Origin of the sequence: Actinomadura graeca (assembly GCF_019175365.1) — a bacterium.
In the GTDB taxonomy this organism is placed as follows: Bacteria; Actinomycetota; Actinomycetes; order Streptosporangiales; family Streptosporangiaceae; genus Spirillospora; species Spirillospora graeca.
In genome coordinates, this window is the sequence record NZ_CP059572.1 from 3,830,633 (window position 1) to 3,846,815 (window position 16,183).

Sequence of the window (16,183 nt, forward strand, 5' to 3'; positions counted from 1 at the left end):
CGCACCCAGGAGGACACGGATGGACGCCATGCAAGCCGCCCTCGGCCGCTACCTGCTGTCGCACTGCGAAAGCCCGGACGACGTGCTGCGGGACCTGGCGGTGGAGACCGAGGCGACGGCCCCCGACCTGCACATCACCCACTACGAGGGCGCGCTGCTGTCCATGATCACCCGGATCACCGGGGCGCGGCGCGTCGTCGGGGTGGGGGTCTTCACCGGCTACTCCTCGCTGTGCATCGCCCGCGCCATGCCCGAGGACGGGCGGCTGCTCGCACTGGAGATCAACGCCGAGTGGGCCGCCATCGCCGAGCGGTACTGGAAGCGCGCCGGCGTGGACCACAAGATCGACCTGCGGGTGGGACCGGCGGCCGACGCGCTGCTCGCGCTGCCCGAGGACGACGAGGTCGACTTCGCCTTCATCGACGCGGACAAGGTCAACCACCGGCTCTACTACGAGGAGCTGCTGCGGCGGATGCGCCCGGGCGGCCTGATCCTGCTCGCCGACTCGCTGCGCGGCGGCCGCGTCCTGAAGGACGACTGCGACGCCGAGGACGTCGTGGCCGTCCGGGAGCTGAACGAGGCCGTGCACGCCGACGACCGCGTGGACTCGCTGATCTTCCCGTCCGGGGACGGCGCCACGATGGTCCGCAAGCGCTGAGCCGCCCGCCTGGGCATGGTCGTTCGTGCGTCGATCGGGACCTTATGACGGCGGGGCGGCAGCGATGACGATGGTCGCCGAGCCGAGTCCTGGAGGGAACCCGTGACCGAGACGACCGCGCCCATGCCCCCGTACGAGGAGATCCGGAGGATCAACGTCACGACCAGGCGCGCCGGTGTGGCGCCCGGGTACCTGTTCATGTCGCCGCAGTCCATCCTGGAGCCGGCCGCGCCGCACGGCCCGCAGATCGCCGACGACCAGGGCCGGGTGGTCTGGTTCCGCCCGGTCCCCGAGGGCCAGTACGCCACGAACGTCCGGGTGCAGGAGTACCGGGGCGAGCCCGTCCTCACCTGGTGGCAGGGCGAGGCGACGCGCACCGGCGCGGGCACCGGCGCCTGCTACATCGCCGACACCTCCTACCGTGTCATCGCGACGCTGCGCATGGGCGGCGGCATGCCCGCCGACCTGCACGAACTGCTGCTGACCGACCGGGGGACGGCGCTGCTCGTCGGCTACCACCCGAAGACGCACGACCTGTCGCCCGTCGGCGGCCGGGAGGACGGCCTGATCCTCGACAGCGTCATCGAGGAGATCGACATCGCGACCGGCGAGGTGCTGCTGCACTGGAGCGGCGCCGAGAGCATCCCGCTCGGGGAGAGCGACCTGCCCGTCCAGATGGCGGGCGACGGCCCCTGGGACCACCTGCACGTGAACGCCATCGGCGTGGACGACGATGACAACCTGATCGTCACGGCGCGGCACTCGCAGGCGCTCTACAAGCTGGACCGGGGCACCGGCGAGGTCCTGTGGAAGCTCGGCAGCGGCGCGAGCACGCTCGTGCTGGGCGTGGGCGCGCGGCTGAACTGGCCGCACGACGCGCAGCCGGTCGGGGACGGCGTCCACCGCGTGTTCGACAACGGCGCGAACATCGGCATGGAGGGCTACGAGTCGCGCGTGGTGTGGCTGCGCGCCGACGTCGGGAACGGCGTCGCGACGCACGTCCGGCAGCTCACCCACCCCGAGCACCTGTCGTCGTCGGTCGAGGGGAGCGCGCAGGGCCTGCCGAACGGCAACACCCTGGTCGGCTGGGGACGCGCGGGCCGCATCTCCGAGTTCTCCCCCGACGGCGAGCTGCTGTTCGACGCCACCACGCCCGACGGGCCCGGGTGGACCACCTACCGGGTGTTCCGGCAGGAATGGCACGGCCGCCCGGACACCCCGCCGGAGGCGGTGGTGGACGGCGACCTGGTGCGCGCGGTGTGGAACGGCGCGACCGGCGTCGCCCGCTGGCGGCTGCTGGCCGGGCCCGCCGAGGACGCGCTCCAGGAGGCCGACGTCGTGGACTGGGACGGCTTCGACACCGCCGTCAAGCTGCCCGCCTCCCCGCGTCCCGGCGTCGTGCGGGTCGAGGCCCTCGGCGCGGACGGCCGGACGATCGGGACGTCCCCCGTCGTGCCGGCCGGACGCTGACCCGGGCGGCGCCTCGACATGAAGAAGAGGTGGGGCAGCCAGGGGTTCTTCTTCGGTGACGGGCCCGAGACCAGGATCCTCGACTACCCGCGTTACGGGCTGGAGCTGGCCGTGGCCGGGGCCCGGCGCCGCAACCCGCCGATCCCGCCGTGGCTGCGCAGGTACGCGAGGACATGGCAGAGCTTCGGCCCGGCGCGCCCGTGCGCAGGCGGTCCGCGTCCGGAGGAACCGCTCGTGTACGGGCTCTGCCAGGCATGGAACGAAGAGGACGTCATCTACGCGACGGTCCGGAACATGCTGCTCCAGGGCGCCGACAGGGTCTTCGTCATCGACGACGGCTCCGACGACGGGACGGCCGCCGAGGCGGCGGCCGCGGGGGCGACCGTCATCTCCGACGCCAGCGACGGGCTGTTCGACGAGGTGCGCCGGACCGAGCGCCTCGTCCGGGTGGCCGAGGAGCGGACGGAGGAGGCGGGGCGGCCCGTCTGGTGGGTCGTCGTCGACGCCGACGAGTTCCCCCGCGGCCCCGAAGGGATGACCATCGCCGACCTGGCCCGCTCCCTGCCGCCCTGGGTCGACACGGTCGGGAGCCGCGTCCTGGAGCACTACCCGGGCCGGCTGTCGGCGCCCCGTCCCCGGCACCATCCCCTCGACGAGCTGCCGAACGCCCACTGGAACACCATCCGCTTCTGCCCCGCCGGGCACTGGAAGCACCAGATGCTGCTCGTCCGCGGGCCCGGCGAGCTGCGGTTCACCTTCGGGCGGCACACCATCGCGGCGCCGCCGTCCCGGAAGCCCGTCCTGGAGAGCGAGGCGTCCCTGCTGATGCACCACTTCCCGCTGCGGGACATGGAGCGGACCGCGCGGAAGTTCCGGCTGGCGAACTCGGCCTCGGGACGGTACGGCGCGAGTTCCGACACGTTCGTGAAGGAGCGGACCGAGGGGCGGCTGCGGATGCTGAGGCTCGCCTACGAGGAGCGCTACGACCTGCTGCCCAACACCTTCCCCGGGGAGCCCCGGACGGGCGCGTCCGTCCGGGACTGGCGTGAGCTGGTGCCGCCTTCCGAACGCGACGTCCGGCACGTCCCGGGCGCCCCGCTCTGACGGACCGCGACGGCGCCTCCGGTGGCCGCACATGGTCATGGCGGTACACGCCGACATCCGCTCGAAGGTGGCTTACATTCACAGAATGGACGCGGTGTGGCTGATCCTCACCTCTGTCGGCACAACGGCGGGCGTCGTCGCCGCCACAGCGGGCGTCGTCGGGACCGCCCACAACCTGCGCCGGTCACGGGAGGCACGCGCCGCGCCGTCGCGCGCGGCACCCGCTCCGCCGGGCTCACCGGCGCCGGCCTCCCCGCCGGCGGGGGCGCACGGGACGGCGGGGCCGCCGCCGGGCGGAGCCTCCCGCGACGAGCGGGACGTGTTCGTCGCCTACTCGCGCGACGACGAGACGTGGGTCAGGGACCTCGCCGTCCGGCTGGAGGCCGCCGGGTTCACGGTCTGGCTCGACGCGTGGGACGTCGGCGAGGGCGAGGTGTTCGTCGAGCGGATCGAGGCGGGGATCCGCAGGGCGCGGAACGCGCTGATGGTGATCGGCGCGCGGACGCCCGACGAGCCCCTGACACGGCAGGAGTACGCCGCGCTGATGACCCGCTCGATCGAGCGGGGCCTGCGGTTCATCCCCGTCGTCCGCGGAGCCGGTGAGGTCCCCGTCTTCCTCGCGACGCGCCGCTGCGTGGACTTCCGCGATCCGGCCCCGTTCGAGGAGAGGTTCGACGTGCTGGTCCGGGCCCTGCGCGGTGAGCGTCCCGCGCGCGTGTGACCCCGTGCCCGCTCAGCCGGTCCACTCCGACTCGTCGCCGCCCACCTCGGCGGTCCACGGCTCGCGTCGCCGCGCGGACGCGTCGTCCGCGGGCCCGTCCTCCGTGGCCTCGCCTTCGCCGGAGTGGCCGTCTCCGGCGGGGAGCCCGGCCTGGCCGACGGGCCTGCCGTCGATCTCCAGGACGTGCGGCACACCGGACCCCGGGGTGATCGCCTTCCGTCCCTTAAGGGCACCGAGCTGTTCCAGCAGGCCGCGGACGACGCTCGTCGGCATCGACTCCAGATAGCCCGACAGGTCACCGCCGAGGAACTGCGGCACGGGCAGCTTGGACATCGCCTGGATCATCCGCGTGAGCCGCACGTGGTCGAGCCCGAGCAGCTCGGCCTCCGCCTCGGCCTCGGCGATGTAGCGCCGCTTCTCGATCTCGATCTCCTTGAGCGCGATCTCGCTCTCGGCCTCGGCGTGCTCCTTCTTGCGGTCCAGCACGTCACCGCGGGTGTCCTCGACGAAGACCTTCCGCCGCTCGTCGTAGTACACCTGGTCCAGCGGGGTGACCCGCTCGATGTTGGTGCGCTCCGCCTCCACGCCCCACTTGGCGAGCGTGGTGCTCACCTGCGAGTCGAGGCTCGCGCGGATGAGGCGGACGCCCGTCAGGAAGTCCTTCACCGTGACGCTCGCCGCGTTCTCCACGAGGTAGGTCTCCACGGTGGCGCCGAGGACCCGCTCGACGAACCGCTGGACGGGCTGCGGGTCGTCGGTCAGCGCGCCGCCCGCCAGCCGTCCCGAGTCGGGGGAGCTGCCGAACTTGCTCACGAGCTTGGGCGCCGCGTCGGGCGGGATCCGCAGGGACTGCGACACCTCGACCCGCAGCCGGATCCCCTGGCTCGTCTCCAGGTCCAGCTCGTGCAGCCGGGCGTCGTAGTTGCCCTTCTTGGCCGGGTCCTTCTTGTTCCACTCCATGTTGAGCAGGAAGGTCGGCACCAGCAGCACCTCGACGAACCACGGGTTGAGCGCGTACTTGGAGCCCTGCGCGAGCGTCTCCTGCTGGACGCCGCGGCGGCCGCCCGCCGCCAGGAACACCCAGGGCAGCCGGAAGTTGCCGTGCCCCTTGACCACCGGGCCGACCGTCTCCTCGTCCTCGGGCTCGGCGCCGTCGCGGGTGATGACGACGCCCGCGTGCCCCACCGGGATGGACGTGAGCTTGAGCTGGACGGCGGCCAGCCCCTCCCGGCCCTCGCCGACGTTCGTGGTGGTCAGCACCTCGAACAGCTCCGGGTTGATGTCGTAGTAGGTGCCGCCGGCGAGCACCGCGAGCTGGCGTCCCTGCTCGCCGCCGCCCCGCAGGAACGCCGTGCCGTCCTGGAAGTCGCGGCACGGGACGTGGCACGCGAACGCCTGGCCGGGCTCGCGGATCCCGCCGGCCTTCGCCATCACCACCCCCACCGTCCCGTCGGGGACGTAGGTGCGCGGCACGATCCGCACCTCGAACAGCACGGTGTTGATGTCGTAGGAGGTGCCGCCCGCCAGCGTCATCGCCTGCGGGCCCTCCTCGCCGCCGCCGAGCAGGAACGCCGCCGCGTCCTGGAAATGGTCGCAGTCCACGCCCTCGGGGAGAATGGCCACGGGCCGGTCGCCGGGGCGCTTCCTGCCCTCGCGGGCGACGACGACGCCGATGCTCCCCTCCGGGACGCGGATCCGCGGCACGGTCTCCACGGTGTAGAGCCAGGGCATCAGGAAGGCCGGCCGCTGCGCGAGGAGCGTGCCCGCGTGGATCCCCCGCGCGGAGCCGGGCACGACGTTCCGGTACCTGCGGTCGGAATGAGGGCGGCCCCACACCTGCCGGACGATGCCGACGTGGTCGACCGGCACGACACGGCGGCCCAGCCAGTAGATCCGTCCCCCGCCGGCGGCCGCCAGGGCGAGCAGGAACAGCACGAAGAACATCATGGGCGGACCCCGCACTTCTGTAGTCGCGCATGGACGGTCAGCACGGTTTCGGTCCACAGGTCGTACCAGTTCGCGCGCTGCTCGCCGCGCGGGTTGCGCAGCGTGGGGAAGAAGCGGGGCCGGCCGAGCGCCCGCGCGGCGAACTCGGGGTAGGCGGGCATCGCCCCGCTGTCCGGGTGGTGCCAGCCGAGCTTGCCCGCCAGGACGAGGAAGTCGAGGTGGCTCCTGCCGCCGGCCGGCGCGACGGTCGTCTGGGCGCGGAACCCCTGGCGGCCGTCGGTGGCCGCGGCCCACAGCCGGTCCACCTTGGACAGCAGGCCGCACGGCAACCCGGCGGCGTCCCCCCACCCGATGAAGCCGGTTCCGGCCCGTCCCGCGGCCTCCAGCAGCAGCGCCGTCGTGAGCAGGTCGGCGTGCTCGAACTCGCGCTCGGCCAGGGCGGCGCGCAGCCGCTTCAACCCCAGCGACGCGGGGACATGAACGGACGCCGCGGACGACACGGACGACACGGCGGGAACCGGCGAAACGGACGGAAGGGCCGGGGCGGACCGCGACGGCTCGGGCGGCGCCTCGCCCTGCGGCGCGGGACGTCCGCTCAGCACCGCCTCATGCAGCTCCACGAGCTGGGCGAGGGCTCCGTCGGCGAGCGGGCCGCCGGTCCGCGCGTCCGCCCACCACAGGTTGGCGAGCAGGTAGTGCCGGTCGCCGGCGAGCCAGACGGGGAAGAACTCCCGCCCGTGCCACTCGCCTTCGAGGATCATGCGGGTGACGTCCTCGGACTCGTCCGCCGCCGGGGACATCACCACCACGATGGCCGTCGCGTGGCGCAACTGCTGCCGGATCGTCCAGACGTGCCGGTCGCCGGGCCGCAGGCTCCGCACCGACCACACCGGCAGGCCCGCCCCGTGGACGCGTTCGACGAGCCGCCGGCCGTACTCGGCGTCCGCCGGGGCGTAGCACACCACCACGGACCGCCGCCGGGGCTCGGGCAGAGGCCGGGACGGCTCGGACAGCACCGTCCCCTCGGGCACCTCGTACCCGGTCGCCTCGTCGCGCAGGATGCCCGCCAGCTCGGCCGCCCGGCGGTCGAGGTCCGGCCCGGCGGCGTCGCCGAAGTCCATCCGGACCCGGTTGCGGGCGAACGGCGGGACGGGCGCGCCGCCGAACGTCACCGGGATGAACGGGAGGCCCTTCTCCGTGCACGACCGTAAGAGCGCGGCGTACTCGTCGAGGGCCCAGCCGTCGCCCGCGAGCCCGGGGCCGAAGACGACGACCGCGGCGGTGGTGTCCAGGATCGCCTGTTCCAGGGTGTGGACGATGCCCTTGCCGGGCGGGATCAGCTCGTCGAAGAACGCGTCGATCCCGTGCCGGTCAAGGCGGCGCCATAACCCGCGGACCCATGCGGCGTCCGCCCTCCCGTACGCGAGGTAGACCTCGGCCAACGCGGTGCCCCCTCACGTACGGAGATGACGTCCTCACAGCGTAGGCCGCGTTTCCCGGAACACGAGATTGATCGCGTTTTGTTGCCTTATCCGGTCACCCCTCCCGCCGCGCGCAGGGGCAGCCCGTGGCCGTAGGGGAACAGGGGTTCCTGCCCGTCGCCGTCGGTGATGGGGAGCTGCTCGGCGCTGCGCATCCAGGTGACCGGGAGCCGTCCCGTCGCGGGCGCGGCGCCGAACAGGACGTCGGCGACGCCCTGCCCCTCGGTGCCGGGGAGCCACGCCGCCACCAGCGCGTCCCAGCCGGGCAGCTCGGCGGCGATGTCCAGCGGGCGCCCGGAGACGAGCACCACCACGAGGGGGACGCCCACCCCGCGCAGCCGCGCGAGGGTCTCCAGGTCGGCCGCGTCGAGGCCCATGGCACCGGGCAGGTCGCCCTCGTCCTCGGCGTACGGCTCCTCGCCGACCACCGCGACGGCGACGTCGAAGGACGCCTCGATCCCCGCGCCGCCCGCGTCGTGGACGACCGTGGCGTCCGGTCCCGCGGCGGCGCGGATGCCGTCCAGGATCGTCGTGCCCGGCGTGATGGGGCCGGGCGATCCCTGCCAGGAGATCGTCCAGCCGCCGCACTGCATGCCGATGTCGTCGGCCGCGCGTCCCGCGACGAGGATCCGCCGCGGGCCGGGCGCGAGCGGCAGCAGCCCCCGCGCGTCCTTCAGCACGACCTGGCTCGCCGCGACCGCCCGGCGGGCGAGGGCGCGGTGCCCGGCGCACCCGATCGCCGGGAGGTGGGACCGGTCGGCCAGCGGACGCTCGAACAGCCCCTGCTCGAACTTCTTGGTGAGGATGCGGCGGTTGGCGTCGTCGATGCGCGACATCGGCACGCGCCCGGCCGTGACCTCGTCCCGGAGCACCTCGATGAACCGGCGCCACCGCTCGGGCACCATCACCATGTCGATGCCCGCGTTGATCGCCGCGCGGACCTCCTCGCCGGTGAACTCCTCGCGGCCGAAGATCTCGTCGAGGCCGTTCCAGTCGGACACGACGAGGCCGGTGAAGCCCAGCTCGCCCTTCAGCACGTCGGTGATGAGGTAGCGGTGGCCGTGCACCTTCACCCCGTTCCACGCGCTGAGCGAGACCATCACCGAGCCGGTGCCGAGCCGCAGCGCCTCCAGGAACGGCGGGAGGTGCAGGGCGCGCAGCTCCGCCTCGGAGAGCCGGGTGTCGCCCTGGTCGTCGCCGCCGTCGGTGCCGCCGTCGCCGAGGAAGTGCTTGGCGGTCGCCATCACCGACGGCGGCGGGCCGACGCGGGGGCCGCCCTGGAGCCCGGTGATGTAGGACGCCATGGCGGCGGGCAGCTCCGACAGCTCGCCGAACGACTCGTAGGTCCGCCCCCACCGCGGGTTGCGGACGACCCCGAGGCACGGCGCGAAGTTCCAGGTGATGCCGGTGCCCGCGACCTCCCGGGCCGTCGCCGCCCCGATCTCGCGGACGAGGCCGGGGTCGCGCGTCGCGCCGAGCCCGATGTTGTGCGGGAAGACCGTCGCGCCGACCACGTTGGCGTGGCCGTGGACCGCGTCCACCCCGTAGAGGATCGGGATGCCGAGCGGCGTCCGCAGCGCCGCCCGCTGGAGGCCGTCGTACATGTCGGCCCACGCCTCGGGGACGTTGGGCTCCGGCACCGACCCGCCGCCCGACAGGACCGAACCGAGCCGGCAGGCGGTGACGTCGGCCTCGTCGCACTCCAGCCGCTCCGCCTGCGTCATCTGCCCGATCTTGTCGTCCAGGCCCATCCGGCCGAGGAGGTCCTCGACCCGCTCGGCGACCGGCAGGCGCGCGTCCCGGTAGGGCAGGACGCCCGCGGCGGTCGTGACGTCGCCGCCCATCACGCGACCGGGTGGGGCAGGGGCCACACGGCGCCGGGGCCGGCCGCGGCGGGGTCGAGCGCGCCGAGGGCGATCTCGTCCAGCCGGACGTCGCGTTCGGCGAGCACGGCCAGCAGCCGTTCCAGCGCGTCGAGGTAGGCGCGGATGCCGTCCGGGGGCAGGTGCGCGGTGTCGGCGAACAGGCTGAGGCGGATCGCCGCCGGGTCGTCGGGGACGGTGAACGCCTCCAGGAAGAACGACACGGTCGCCCGGTCCACCTTCTCCTCCCACTCGAACGAGGTGAGTGCGGGTGGCACCTGGTCGGAGCCCACCGGGCCGTGGGCGGGTGTCCACAGGTCGTTGAAGCAGACGTCCAGCTCCACGTCGTGCGCCTCGATGATCGGCGCGATCCGGCGGGGGTCGTAGCGGCCGTGCCGGACGGCGTTCAGCGACGCCACCCGCGCGCCCTCCAGCACCTCCTGGAAGGTGCCGGCGCCGAGGTCCACGACCAGCGGCGTCTCCTGGCTCAGGTTCCCGACCGCGCGGCGGAACCCGGGACGGCCGCGGTTGCTGGCGACGGCGCGCACCGAGCACCGGTCGCGGCCGGTGAGCCGCCCGACGAGGACCGCCATCGCGGCGAGCAGGATGTAGGACGTGCCGATGCCCGTCCGCTCGGCCGCCTTCACCAGCATCCGCGAGGCGGTCTGCGAGCGGATCCCGCCGCGCCAGTAGCGCGGCTCCTCCGGCGCGCCGCCGGGGCCGCCGAACATCTTGGACGGCGCCTTGGACAGCTCGGCCCTCCAGTGGCCGAGCGCACGCTCCAGGACGCGCCGCCCCTGCGCGGAGCCCTCCTCCTCGGCGAGGTCCACCGGCTGGAGGGCGGGCCCGGCGGGCTCCTGCCCGTCCAGCAGCGCTGCCAGCTCGCCATAGAGGACGGACGCGCCGAGGAAGTCCGACGACAGGTGCGACATCCCGAACAGGATCGACACGGGCTCGCCCTCGACCGTCCCGATCCGCGCGCGGAACGGCAGGCCGTCCGCGAGGTCGTAGGGCCGGTCCAGGTACGGCCACCAGCTGCCGGTGATCTCGGCGGCGCTCGCGTCCGGCGCGATCGCGACGACCTCGAACTCCGCCTCGCCCGAGCGCACGACCTCCTGGACCGGCTCGCCGGACGCGCCGGCCCGGTACCGGGTGCGCAGCGACTCGTGCCGCTCGATCAGCCGGCCGAGCGCGGCGAGCACCGCCTCGACCGTCGTGCCGGGCGGCAGCGGCCCCCCGTTGATCATGTTGGCGAAGGTGGGGACGCCCTCCTGGCCGATCACGGCCTCGTCCCACATCTCCAGCTGCCCCCACGTCAGCGGGCCGGTCACCGCCCGCGACCCGTGGAAGGGCACCCGGTGCCGGGTGATCTCGCTCATCGCCCGTCCACCTCCGTGGTCACGACGTCGGACGAGCCGACCACGCCGCCGCCGCCGTCGAGCGCGTCCACCCGCACGTGCGTCGCGCCGCGGGCGGTGCCGGGCAGCGGGACGGCGGTGTCCAGCCCGTCCCACGGCGCCTCGGCCACCGGCTCCAGGCTCCCGGCGGAGGCCCCGGCGAGGACGCGCCAGCGGGCGACGCCCGTCGCGCCGTTCCACACGGCCCGCACCGACCCGTCCTGGACGAACGCGGACGGCGGCTCCTCCGGGCGCCCCTCCCAGGGCGACTTGTAGACCCGGTAGGAGCTCCACTCCCCCGGGGGCAGCGCGGCGTCGAACAGCAGCTCCCCGTCCGGGGAGAACTCCGACATGCGGCCCGTCGGCCCCCACGCCACGACCGCGCCGCCGCCGGGAAGCTCGTGGGCGGCGCCCTCGCGTGTCGTGCACAGGTGCTCGGGGTGGACGAACTGCCGGACGAGCCCGGTCTCCCCGCGCGCGGCGTCCACGCGGATCCAGGCGACGCGCGACTCCCAGCCGGGCCACATGTCGACGGTCGCGTTGTCGAAGACCTTGACGACGCCCGGCGCCGACCAGGTCGCGTCGTGCTGCCAGCCGAACCGCACGCCCGCGCCGAGCGGGAAGCTGCTCTGCCGGCCGCCGAGCCGCCAGACGATCTCGCCGGTGCGCCGGTCCACCTTGTAGACGGCGGAGGTGTACCGCGCGGAGACGAGCAGGTCGCCGTCGGCGTCCTCGTCCACGGAGTTGAGGTGGAGGTAGTCGTAGGGCTCCGGCAGCAGGCCGTAGGGCAGGTCGGACTCGGTCACCGGGATGTGGTCGAGGCTGCTCCACCGCCACACCGTCTCGCCGGTCGCGACGTCGACCTCCTCGACGACGCCGTCCAGGACGGTCGCGGACGGGGGCCCGCCGACGGCGCTGAGGTCGGTCTCGCGCGGCACGTACTGCATGAGCAGCGCGGTCCCGCGCGGGGTGAGCCGGAACTCGTGCAGGTCGGCGGGCGCGGACCCGGAGACCGAGGCGATGATCCGGTACCGCTCGTCGGCGACGTGGCAGACGCCCCGGCCGTGGCTCAGGTCGTGGAAGGTGCCCTGCCACCAGGTCAGCACGGGACGCCCCTGGTAGCGCTGGACGCGCAGGTCGGCGGCCAGCTCCCCGTCCGGGACGGGATGGAACCACACCGGCCGGCCGTCGCCGTCGAGGATCAGCGGGCCGTGGGGGGCGTCGAGGGCGTGCGGGCTCTGCGGCGTGGTCAGGTACACCCCGGCCGCGGTGCCCGGGCGGTTGCGCCGCACCTCGAACCGGGGCGGTTCCGGGAGGGGCGCGGGCCGGGCCGCGGCCGTGCGCGTCGCTGCCTCGCCTGGAGCGAGGCCCTGGTTCGTCGGGATCACGCGTGGACTCTCCTCTTGGCTGCCGGGCGGTCCCCGCGATCGGGGCTCACGCCATCGTCGAAGGCGCGGGCGGCGCGTCGGCAGTCTCGGATGGACGGGCGAACGGACGGAGGGATGTGCATATCCGGATGGACCGGCGCGGTCACGTGTCACACGAGGCGGTCGTTACAGGAGGCGGTCGTTACAGGAGGCGGTCGCGGATGAGCCGGACTATGCGGTCGTGGTGGCCGTCGAGGAAGAAGTGGCCGCCGGGGAGGACGTGGTGCTCGCCGCCGGTGCCGTGGGATGTCCAGGCCAACGCGTCCTCCACCGGCGTCATCGGGTCGGCGTCGCCGACGAGGACGACGACCGGGCACGGCAGCGGCGGGCCCGGCTCGTACGCGTAGGTGTCGATCGCCTCGTAGTCGCCGCGCAGCACGGGCAGCACCATCCGGGTGAGCGCCCGGCTCCGCAGCCGCCGCGCGTCCATGCCGCCGAGCCGCCCGACATCGGCGAGGATGTCCTCGTCCGACATCGGGTGGACGCGTTCCTGGACGCTGCGGGACGGGGCCTTCCGCCCGGCGGCGAACAGCACGGGCGGCGGCGCCGCCAGCCGCCGCGCGACCTCGAAGGCGACCACCGCCCCCATGCTGTGGCCGAAGAAGGCGGGCGCCGGGCGGGGATCTGGCGTCCCCGTGTCCTGCAACCCGGTCCCTTGCAGCTCCGCGCTGATCAGCCCGGCCAGCTCCCGCAGGCCGGTGAGCACCGGCTCGCGGTGCCGGTCCTGCCTGCCGGGGTACTGGACGGCGACGACCTCGACGTCGGGGCTCAGGGCCTCCGACAGGCGGTGGTAGGTGTTCGCCGCGCCGCCCGCGTGCGGGAAGCAGAGCAGCCGGGGCGCGTTCGGGGCCGCCGGATGGAACCCGCGGAACCATCCGGCGTCCCTCGTCCTGGACGCGGTGGCCACGGTCACGCGCCGCGCAGGAGGACGGCCCAGATGGTGGCGCCCGGCCCGAACGCCAGCGCGACGCCGTGCTCCCCTGCGGCGAGCGGCATCGTGTCCTGGAGGCGCCCGAGGACGCCGAGGACGGCGGGCGCGGCGGTGTTGCCGTACTCGCGCATCACGGCCCGCGACACCTCCACCGAGTCCGCCGGGAGGTCCAGTTCCGCGGTGACGCGGTCGATGATGCGGCGCCCCCCGGGGTGCAGCGCCCACCACCGGATATCGGCGCGTTCCAATCCGTGCCGGGCGAGCAGCGCGTCGGTCGGCGCGGCCACGGCCGAGGCGGTCACGTCGGGCATGCTCGGCGCGAGCCTGATGTGCAGGCCGCGCTCGCCGAGGTGCACCTGGAGGTCGTCGGCGAACTCGGGGACGTAGAGCATCTCGGTGTCGGCGACGTCCAGGCCCGCGGGGTCCGCGCCCGGCGTCCCCGCCGAGCCGGGCCGCACGACGACGGCGCAGGCCGCGTCGCCGAAGAGGGTGAGGACGACCGCGCCCTCCTTGTCGTAGGGCGGGGGCTGGAGGTGCGGGGAGAACAGGTCGACGCAGAGCAGCACCGCCGGGCGGCCGTGGACCTCGACCCAGTTGCGGACCGTGGCGAGCGCGGGCAGCGCGGCGTAGCAGCCCATGGGGCCGAGCGACTGGAACTCGGTGCCGGGCCGCATCCCGGTCTCGTGCACCAGCGCGTCCAGGCCGGGCGCCGAGTGGGTCGTGGTGGTGGCCGTGGCCAGCAGGCCGACGTCGTCCGCGCGCAGCCCGTCACGGTCGAGGGCCTGCCCGATCGCCTCGCGGCCGAGCGAGCGCGCCTCGGCGAGGCTCACCGCCATCCGGCGCGCCGTGCCCCAGCCCCGGGGGTCGTCGGCGAAAGGGTTGACGGCCATCCCCTTGGAGTCGATCGCCGAGTTGCGGACGATCTCGGCGACGTGCCCCCCGCCGGGGTCCGCGGCGAGGAGCTCGGCGAACTCCTCCATCTTGACCTGCGGCGGAGAGGTGAACGCGATGCTGGTGATCCGGGCGGTGGGCATGACGGGACCTCACAGTGTTTCGTGCGGGGACGGACGTGGCGGGGGGCGGGGGATGCGGAGGCGGGGTCAGTCCAGCCCCACCGCGGGCTGCGCGACGGCGCCCGGGACCGTGCCGGGATCCCGGTCCTGGTGGCCCGGGTCCGGTGCCGTCCGGCGCCTGCGCCCGTCCTGGCGGCGCGTGTACGCCAGCGCGGTGATCACCGCGAGGATCCCGCTGGCGTTCATCAGGCTCATCGTCAGGTACAGCGGCGTCGGGCCGTCGGCGCCGGAGCTGGCGAGCGCGCCGATCCCGACGGACCCGGCCACGTAGATCGCGGCCCCGGCGAGCGAGAGCAGCGCGCCGCCGGTCTGCTCCAGCGCCATCAGCGCGGTGAGGACGAGGCCGAGCGCCAGGTAGCTCGGACCGACGACCGCGATGTAGTGGGCCGTCTCACCGGCGACCCGGTCGTTCTCCACGGTCACGTGGCCGATCACGCCGCGCAGCGCCCACAGGACGGGGACGATCACCGCGTAGACGATCGCGGTGATCTGGAGCGCCGCGACGAGCACGGGTGTCAGCCGGGCCCCGCCGCCCGCGCCGAGACGCCGGTTCATGAGGATCGCCGAGGCGGAGCCGAGCACCATCGCGGGCATGATGACGAGGTTCTGGACGGTCGTGGCGGTGGCGAACCCCGTGACCACGTCGGGCCCGAACGGCGTCAGCATCATGACGAACGCGAAGTTCATCCCGAACATCACGAGGTTGACGAGGCTCACCGGCAGCCCCGCGCTCAGCAGGAACTTCAGCGCCTCGGGCCGCCAGCCCCACTCCTTCAGCAGCCCGCGCCTCGCCAGCGCGACCGTGCCGTACGCGCCGGCGACGACGCCGTTCAGGGCGGTGGCCAGCGGCAGCGCGGTCGCCCCGAGGTCCAGGCCGAAGCCCAGCACCGCGAGGCCCCCGATCTCCACGGTGGTGCTCACCGCCATGATGACCGCGGCGGGACCGGCGCGCCCGGCGCCGCGCAGCACCGACGAGCAGATCACCGGCCACGCGAGCGTCAGGTTCGCCAGCGACATCTCCCGCAGGAACCGCGCGAAGTCGCCCTTGTACCGCTCGCTGGTGCCGAGGACGTCGCCGAGGGCGGAGGCGCCCAGGCTCAGGCCGCCGCCGAGGACGATCCCCGCGACGAGCCAGAGGGCGCCCACGGTCAGCACCGTCGCCGCCACGTCGTGCTCGCCGCGCCCGGCCCGCCGCGCGGTGACGGTCTGGCCGGTGACGTCGAACGCCATCTGCACGGCGAAGAACAGGAACGCCAGGGGGAAGTAGAGCGAGCGGAGCTGGATGGCCCGGTCGTCCATCCAGCCCAGCATGGCGACGATGACGATCGGGACCAGGATGGCCAGGAGCTGCGCGGTCGCCATCGGCACCGCGAGGCGGGAGAGCTGCCGCCGGAAGTCCGCCATCAGGTCGTGGGCGTCATGGCGCCGGTGACGTGCTCGCGCAGCAGCGTGTCGAACTCGTCCTTGTCGTTCGAGCGTGGGAAGGGCGCGTCGGGGACGGGCACGTCCAGGAACCGGCACAGCGGCTCCCATCCGTCGGCGACCTCGAACACCAGCAGCCGGGACGGGTCGATCTCGCGGCGCACCGCCTCGTTGTGCTCGGTGAAGACGCGCATGGCGTGCCCGGGGTCGGTGAACCGGCCGCCGAACTGGCCGTCCCACACGACCGCGCGGGACATCGCCTTCATCTCCTTGATCACCGGGGTGGGCGCGGGAGAGGGGTCCATGGCGGCGCGGTGGATGGTGGCGCGGGCGCTGTCGTACCAGCGGCGCGGGTCGCGGACGGTGAGGACGACCTTCGCCTCGGGGTAGCGGGCGGTCAGCTCCCGCCAGAAGCGGACGCCGGGCCAGTCGACGCTGGACCGGTAGCCGCCGTACAGCTCGTCCCAGTCGGTGGGGTGTCCCTGCGCGGCGCGGTGCCACAGCGGGATCTCGCCGGGACGGTCCAGCAGCCCCAGCATGTGGTGGCACGGGCCGAAGCCGAGGGTCTCAAGCGCGGCCTTGAGCGAGAACGTGCCGGTTCGGCCGAACCCGGCACCGATGACTTCGAGCATGTCGCCTTCCTCCGGTTCGCAGGGCCGGGCGGATCATCCGCCCGGCCCGGCCCACGCT

At 74.1% G+C, this 16,183-nt stretch carries 13 protein-coding genes; 4 read left to right on the plus strand and 9 right to left on the minus strand.

The genetic code is table 11. The features are described 5' to 3' along the window. Positions 1–19 precede the first annotated feature (19 nt). The 4 genes from AGRA3207_RS16830 to AGRA3207_RS16845 all read left to right on the plus strand — a co-directional run bounded on the left by AGRA3207_RS16830 (position 20) and on the right by AGRA3207_RS16845 (position 3,953). The gene (locus tag AGRA3207_RS16830) at positions 20–658 is read left to right on the plus strand and encodes an O-methyltransferase (RefSeq protein WP_231335589.1); all 639 of its coding nucleotides are present in this window, start codon (positions 20–22) and stop codon (positions 656–658) included. A gap of 102 nt (positions 659–760) precedes the next feature. After that, positions 761–2,128, plus strand: coding sequence for an arylsulfotransferase family protein (locus AGRA3207_RS16835; protein WP_231335590.1), 1,368 nt, complete (start codon positions 761–763; stop codon positions 2,126–2,128). Positions 2,129–2,146: 18 nt separating this feature from the next. Continuing rightward, positions 2,147–3,232 (plus strand): glycosyltransferase family 2 protein, encoded by a 1,086-nt coding sequence (locus AGRA3207_RS16840; RefSeq protein ID WP_231335592.1) that lies wholly within the window; start codon positions 2,147–2,149, stop codon positions 3,230–3,232. Positions 3,233–3,317: 85 nt separating this feature from the next. Next, entirely contained in the window at positions 3,318–3,953 is a 636-nt protein-coding gene (locus AGRA3207_RS16845) for a toll/interleukin-1 receptor domain-containing protein (protein WP_231335593.1), read from the plus strand. A gap of 12 nt (positions 3,954–3,965) precedes the next feature. On the opposite strand, the gene AGRA3207_RS16850 is transcribed toward AGRA3207_RS16845, so the two are convergent. The 9 genes from AGRA3207_RS16850 to AGRA3207_RS16890 form a co-directional block, all read right to left on the minus strand. Continuing rightward, on the minus strand, positions 3,966–5,900 hold the full coding sequence (locus AGRA3207_RS16850) for an SPFH domain-containing protein (RefSeq protein WP_231335594.1): 1,935 nt from the start codon (positions 5,898–5,900) through the stop codon (positions 3,966–3,968). Then, on the minus strand, positions 5,897–7,342 hold the full coding sequence (locus AGRA3207_RS16855; RefSeq protein ID WP_231335595.1) for a toll/interleukin-1 receptor domain-containing protein: 1,446 nt from the start codon (positions 7,340–7,342) through the stop codon (positions 5,897–5,899). The genes AGRA3207_RS16850 and AGRA3207_RS16855 overlap by 4 nt, the downstream gene beginning before the upstream one ends. 86 nt (positions 7,343–7,428) lie before the next feature. After that, a complete protein-coding gene (locus tag AGRA3207_RS16860) occupies positions 7,429–9,225 on the minus strand; it encodes a glycoside hydrolase family 3 protein (protein WP_231335596.1) in 1,797 nt (598 codons plus the stop codon). Next, the gene (locus AGRA3207_RS16865) at positions 9,225–10,622 is read right to left on the minus strand and encodes a condensation domain-containing protein (protein ID WP_231335597.1); all 1,398 of its coding nucleotides are present in this window, start codon (positions 10,620–10,622) and stop codon (positions 9,225–9,227) included. The genes AGRA3207_RS16860 and AGRA3207_RS16865 overlap by 1 nt, the downstream gene beginning before the upstream one ends. Then, positions 10,619–12,028 (minus strand): arylsulfotransferase family protein, encoded by a 1,410-nt coding sequence (locus tag AGRA3207_RS16870; RefSeq protein WP_231335598.1) that lies wholly within the window; start codon positions 12,026–12,028, stop codon positions 10,619–10,621. Before AGRA3207_RS16870 ends, AGRA3207_RS16865 begins: the two co-directional genes overlap by 4 nt. A 181-nt stretch (positions 12,029–12,209) precedes the next feature. Further along, entirely contained in the window at positions 12,210–12,980 is a 771-nt protein-coding gene (locus tag AGRA3207_RS16875) for a thioesterase II family protein (RefSeq protein WP_231335599.1), read from the minus strand. Next, entirely contained in the window at positions 12,977–14,032 is a 1,056-nt protein-coding gene (locus AGRA3207_RS16880) for a type III polyketide synthase (protein WP_231335600.1), read from the minus strand. The genes AGRA3207_RS16875 and AGRA3207_RS16880 overlap by 4 nt, the downstream gene beginning before the upstream one ends. A 66-nt stretch (positions 14,033–14,098) precedes the next feature. Beyond that, entirely contained in the window at positions 14,099–15,475 is a 1,377-nt protein-coding gene (locus tag AGRA3207_RS16885; protein ID WP_231335601.1) for an MATE family efflux transporter, read from the minus strand. Further along, on the minus strand, positions 15,475–16,125 hold the full coding sequence (locus AGRA3207_RS16890; RefSeq protein WP_231335603.1) for a sulfotransferase family protein: 651 nt from the start codon (positions 16,123–16,125) through the stop codon (positions 15,475–15,477). Before AGRA3207_RS16890 ends, AGRA3207_RS16885 begins: the two co-directional genes overlap by 1 nt. Between the last annotated feature and the right edge of the window lie 58 nt (positions 16,126–16,183).

Coding starts and splice junctions, on each gene's coding strand:
- AGRA3207_RS16880 (WP_231335600.1), bottom strand. CDS start 14,032: ATGCCCACCGCCCGGATCACCAGCATCGCGTTCACCTCTCCGCCGCAG.
- AGRA3207_RS16890 (WP_231335603.1), bottom strand. CDS start 16,125: ATGCTCGAAGTCATCGGTGCCGGGTTCGGCCGAACCGGCACGTTCTCG.
- AGRA3207_RS16865 (WP_231335597.1), bottom strand. CDS start 10,622: ATGAGCGAGATCACCCGGCACCGGGTGCCCTTCCACGGGTCGCGGGCG.
- AGRA3207_RS16885 (WP_231335601.1), bottom strand. CDS start 15,475: ATGGCGGACTTCCGGCGGCAGCTCTCCCGCCTCGCGGTGCCGATGGCG.
- AGRA3207_RS16850 (WP_231335594.1), bottom strand. CDS start 5,900: ATGATGTTCTTCGTGCTGTTCCTGCTCGCCCTGGCGGCCGCCGGCGGG.
- AGRA3207_RS16830 (WP_231335589.1), top strand. CDS start 20: ATGGACGCCATGCAAGCCGCCCTCGGCCGCTACCTGCTGTCGCACTGC.
- AGRA3207_RS16845 (WP_231335593.1), top strand. CDS start 3,318: ATGGACGCGGTGTGGCTGATCCTCACCTCTGTCGGCACAACGGCGGGC.
- AGRA3207_RS16860 (WP_231335596.1), bottom strand. CDS start 9,225: ATGGGCGGCGACGTCACGACCGCCGCGGGCGTCCTGCCCTACCGGGAC.
- AGRA3207_RS16840 (WP_231335592.1), top strand. CDS start 2,147: ATGAAGAAGAGGTGGGGCAGCCAGGGGTTCTTCTTCGGTGACGGGCCC.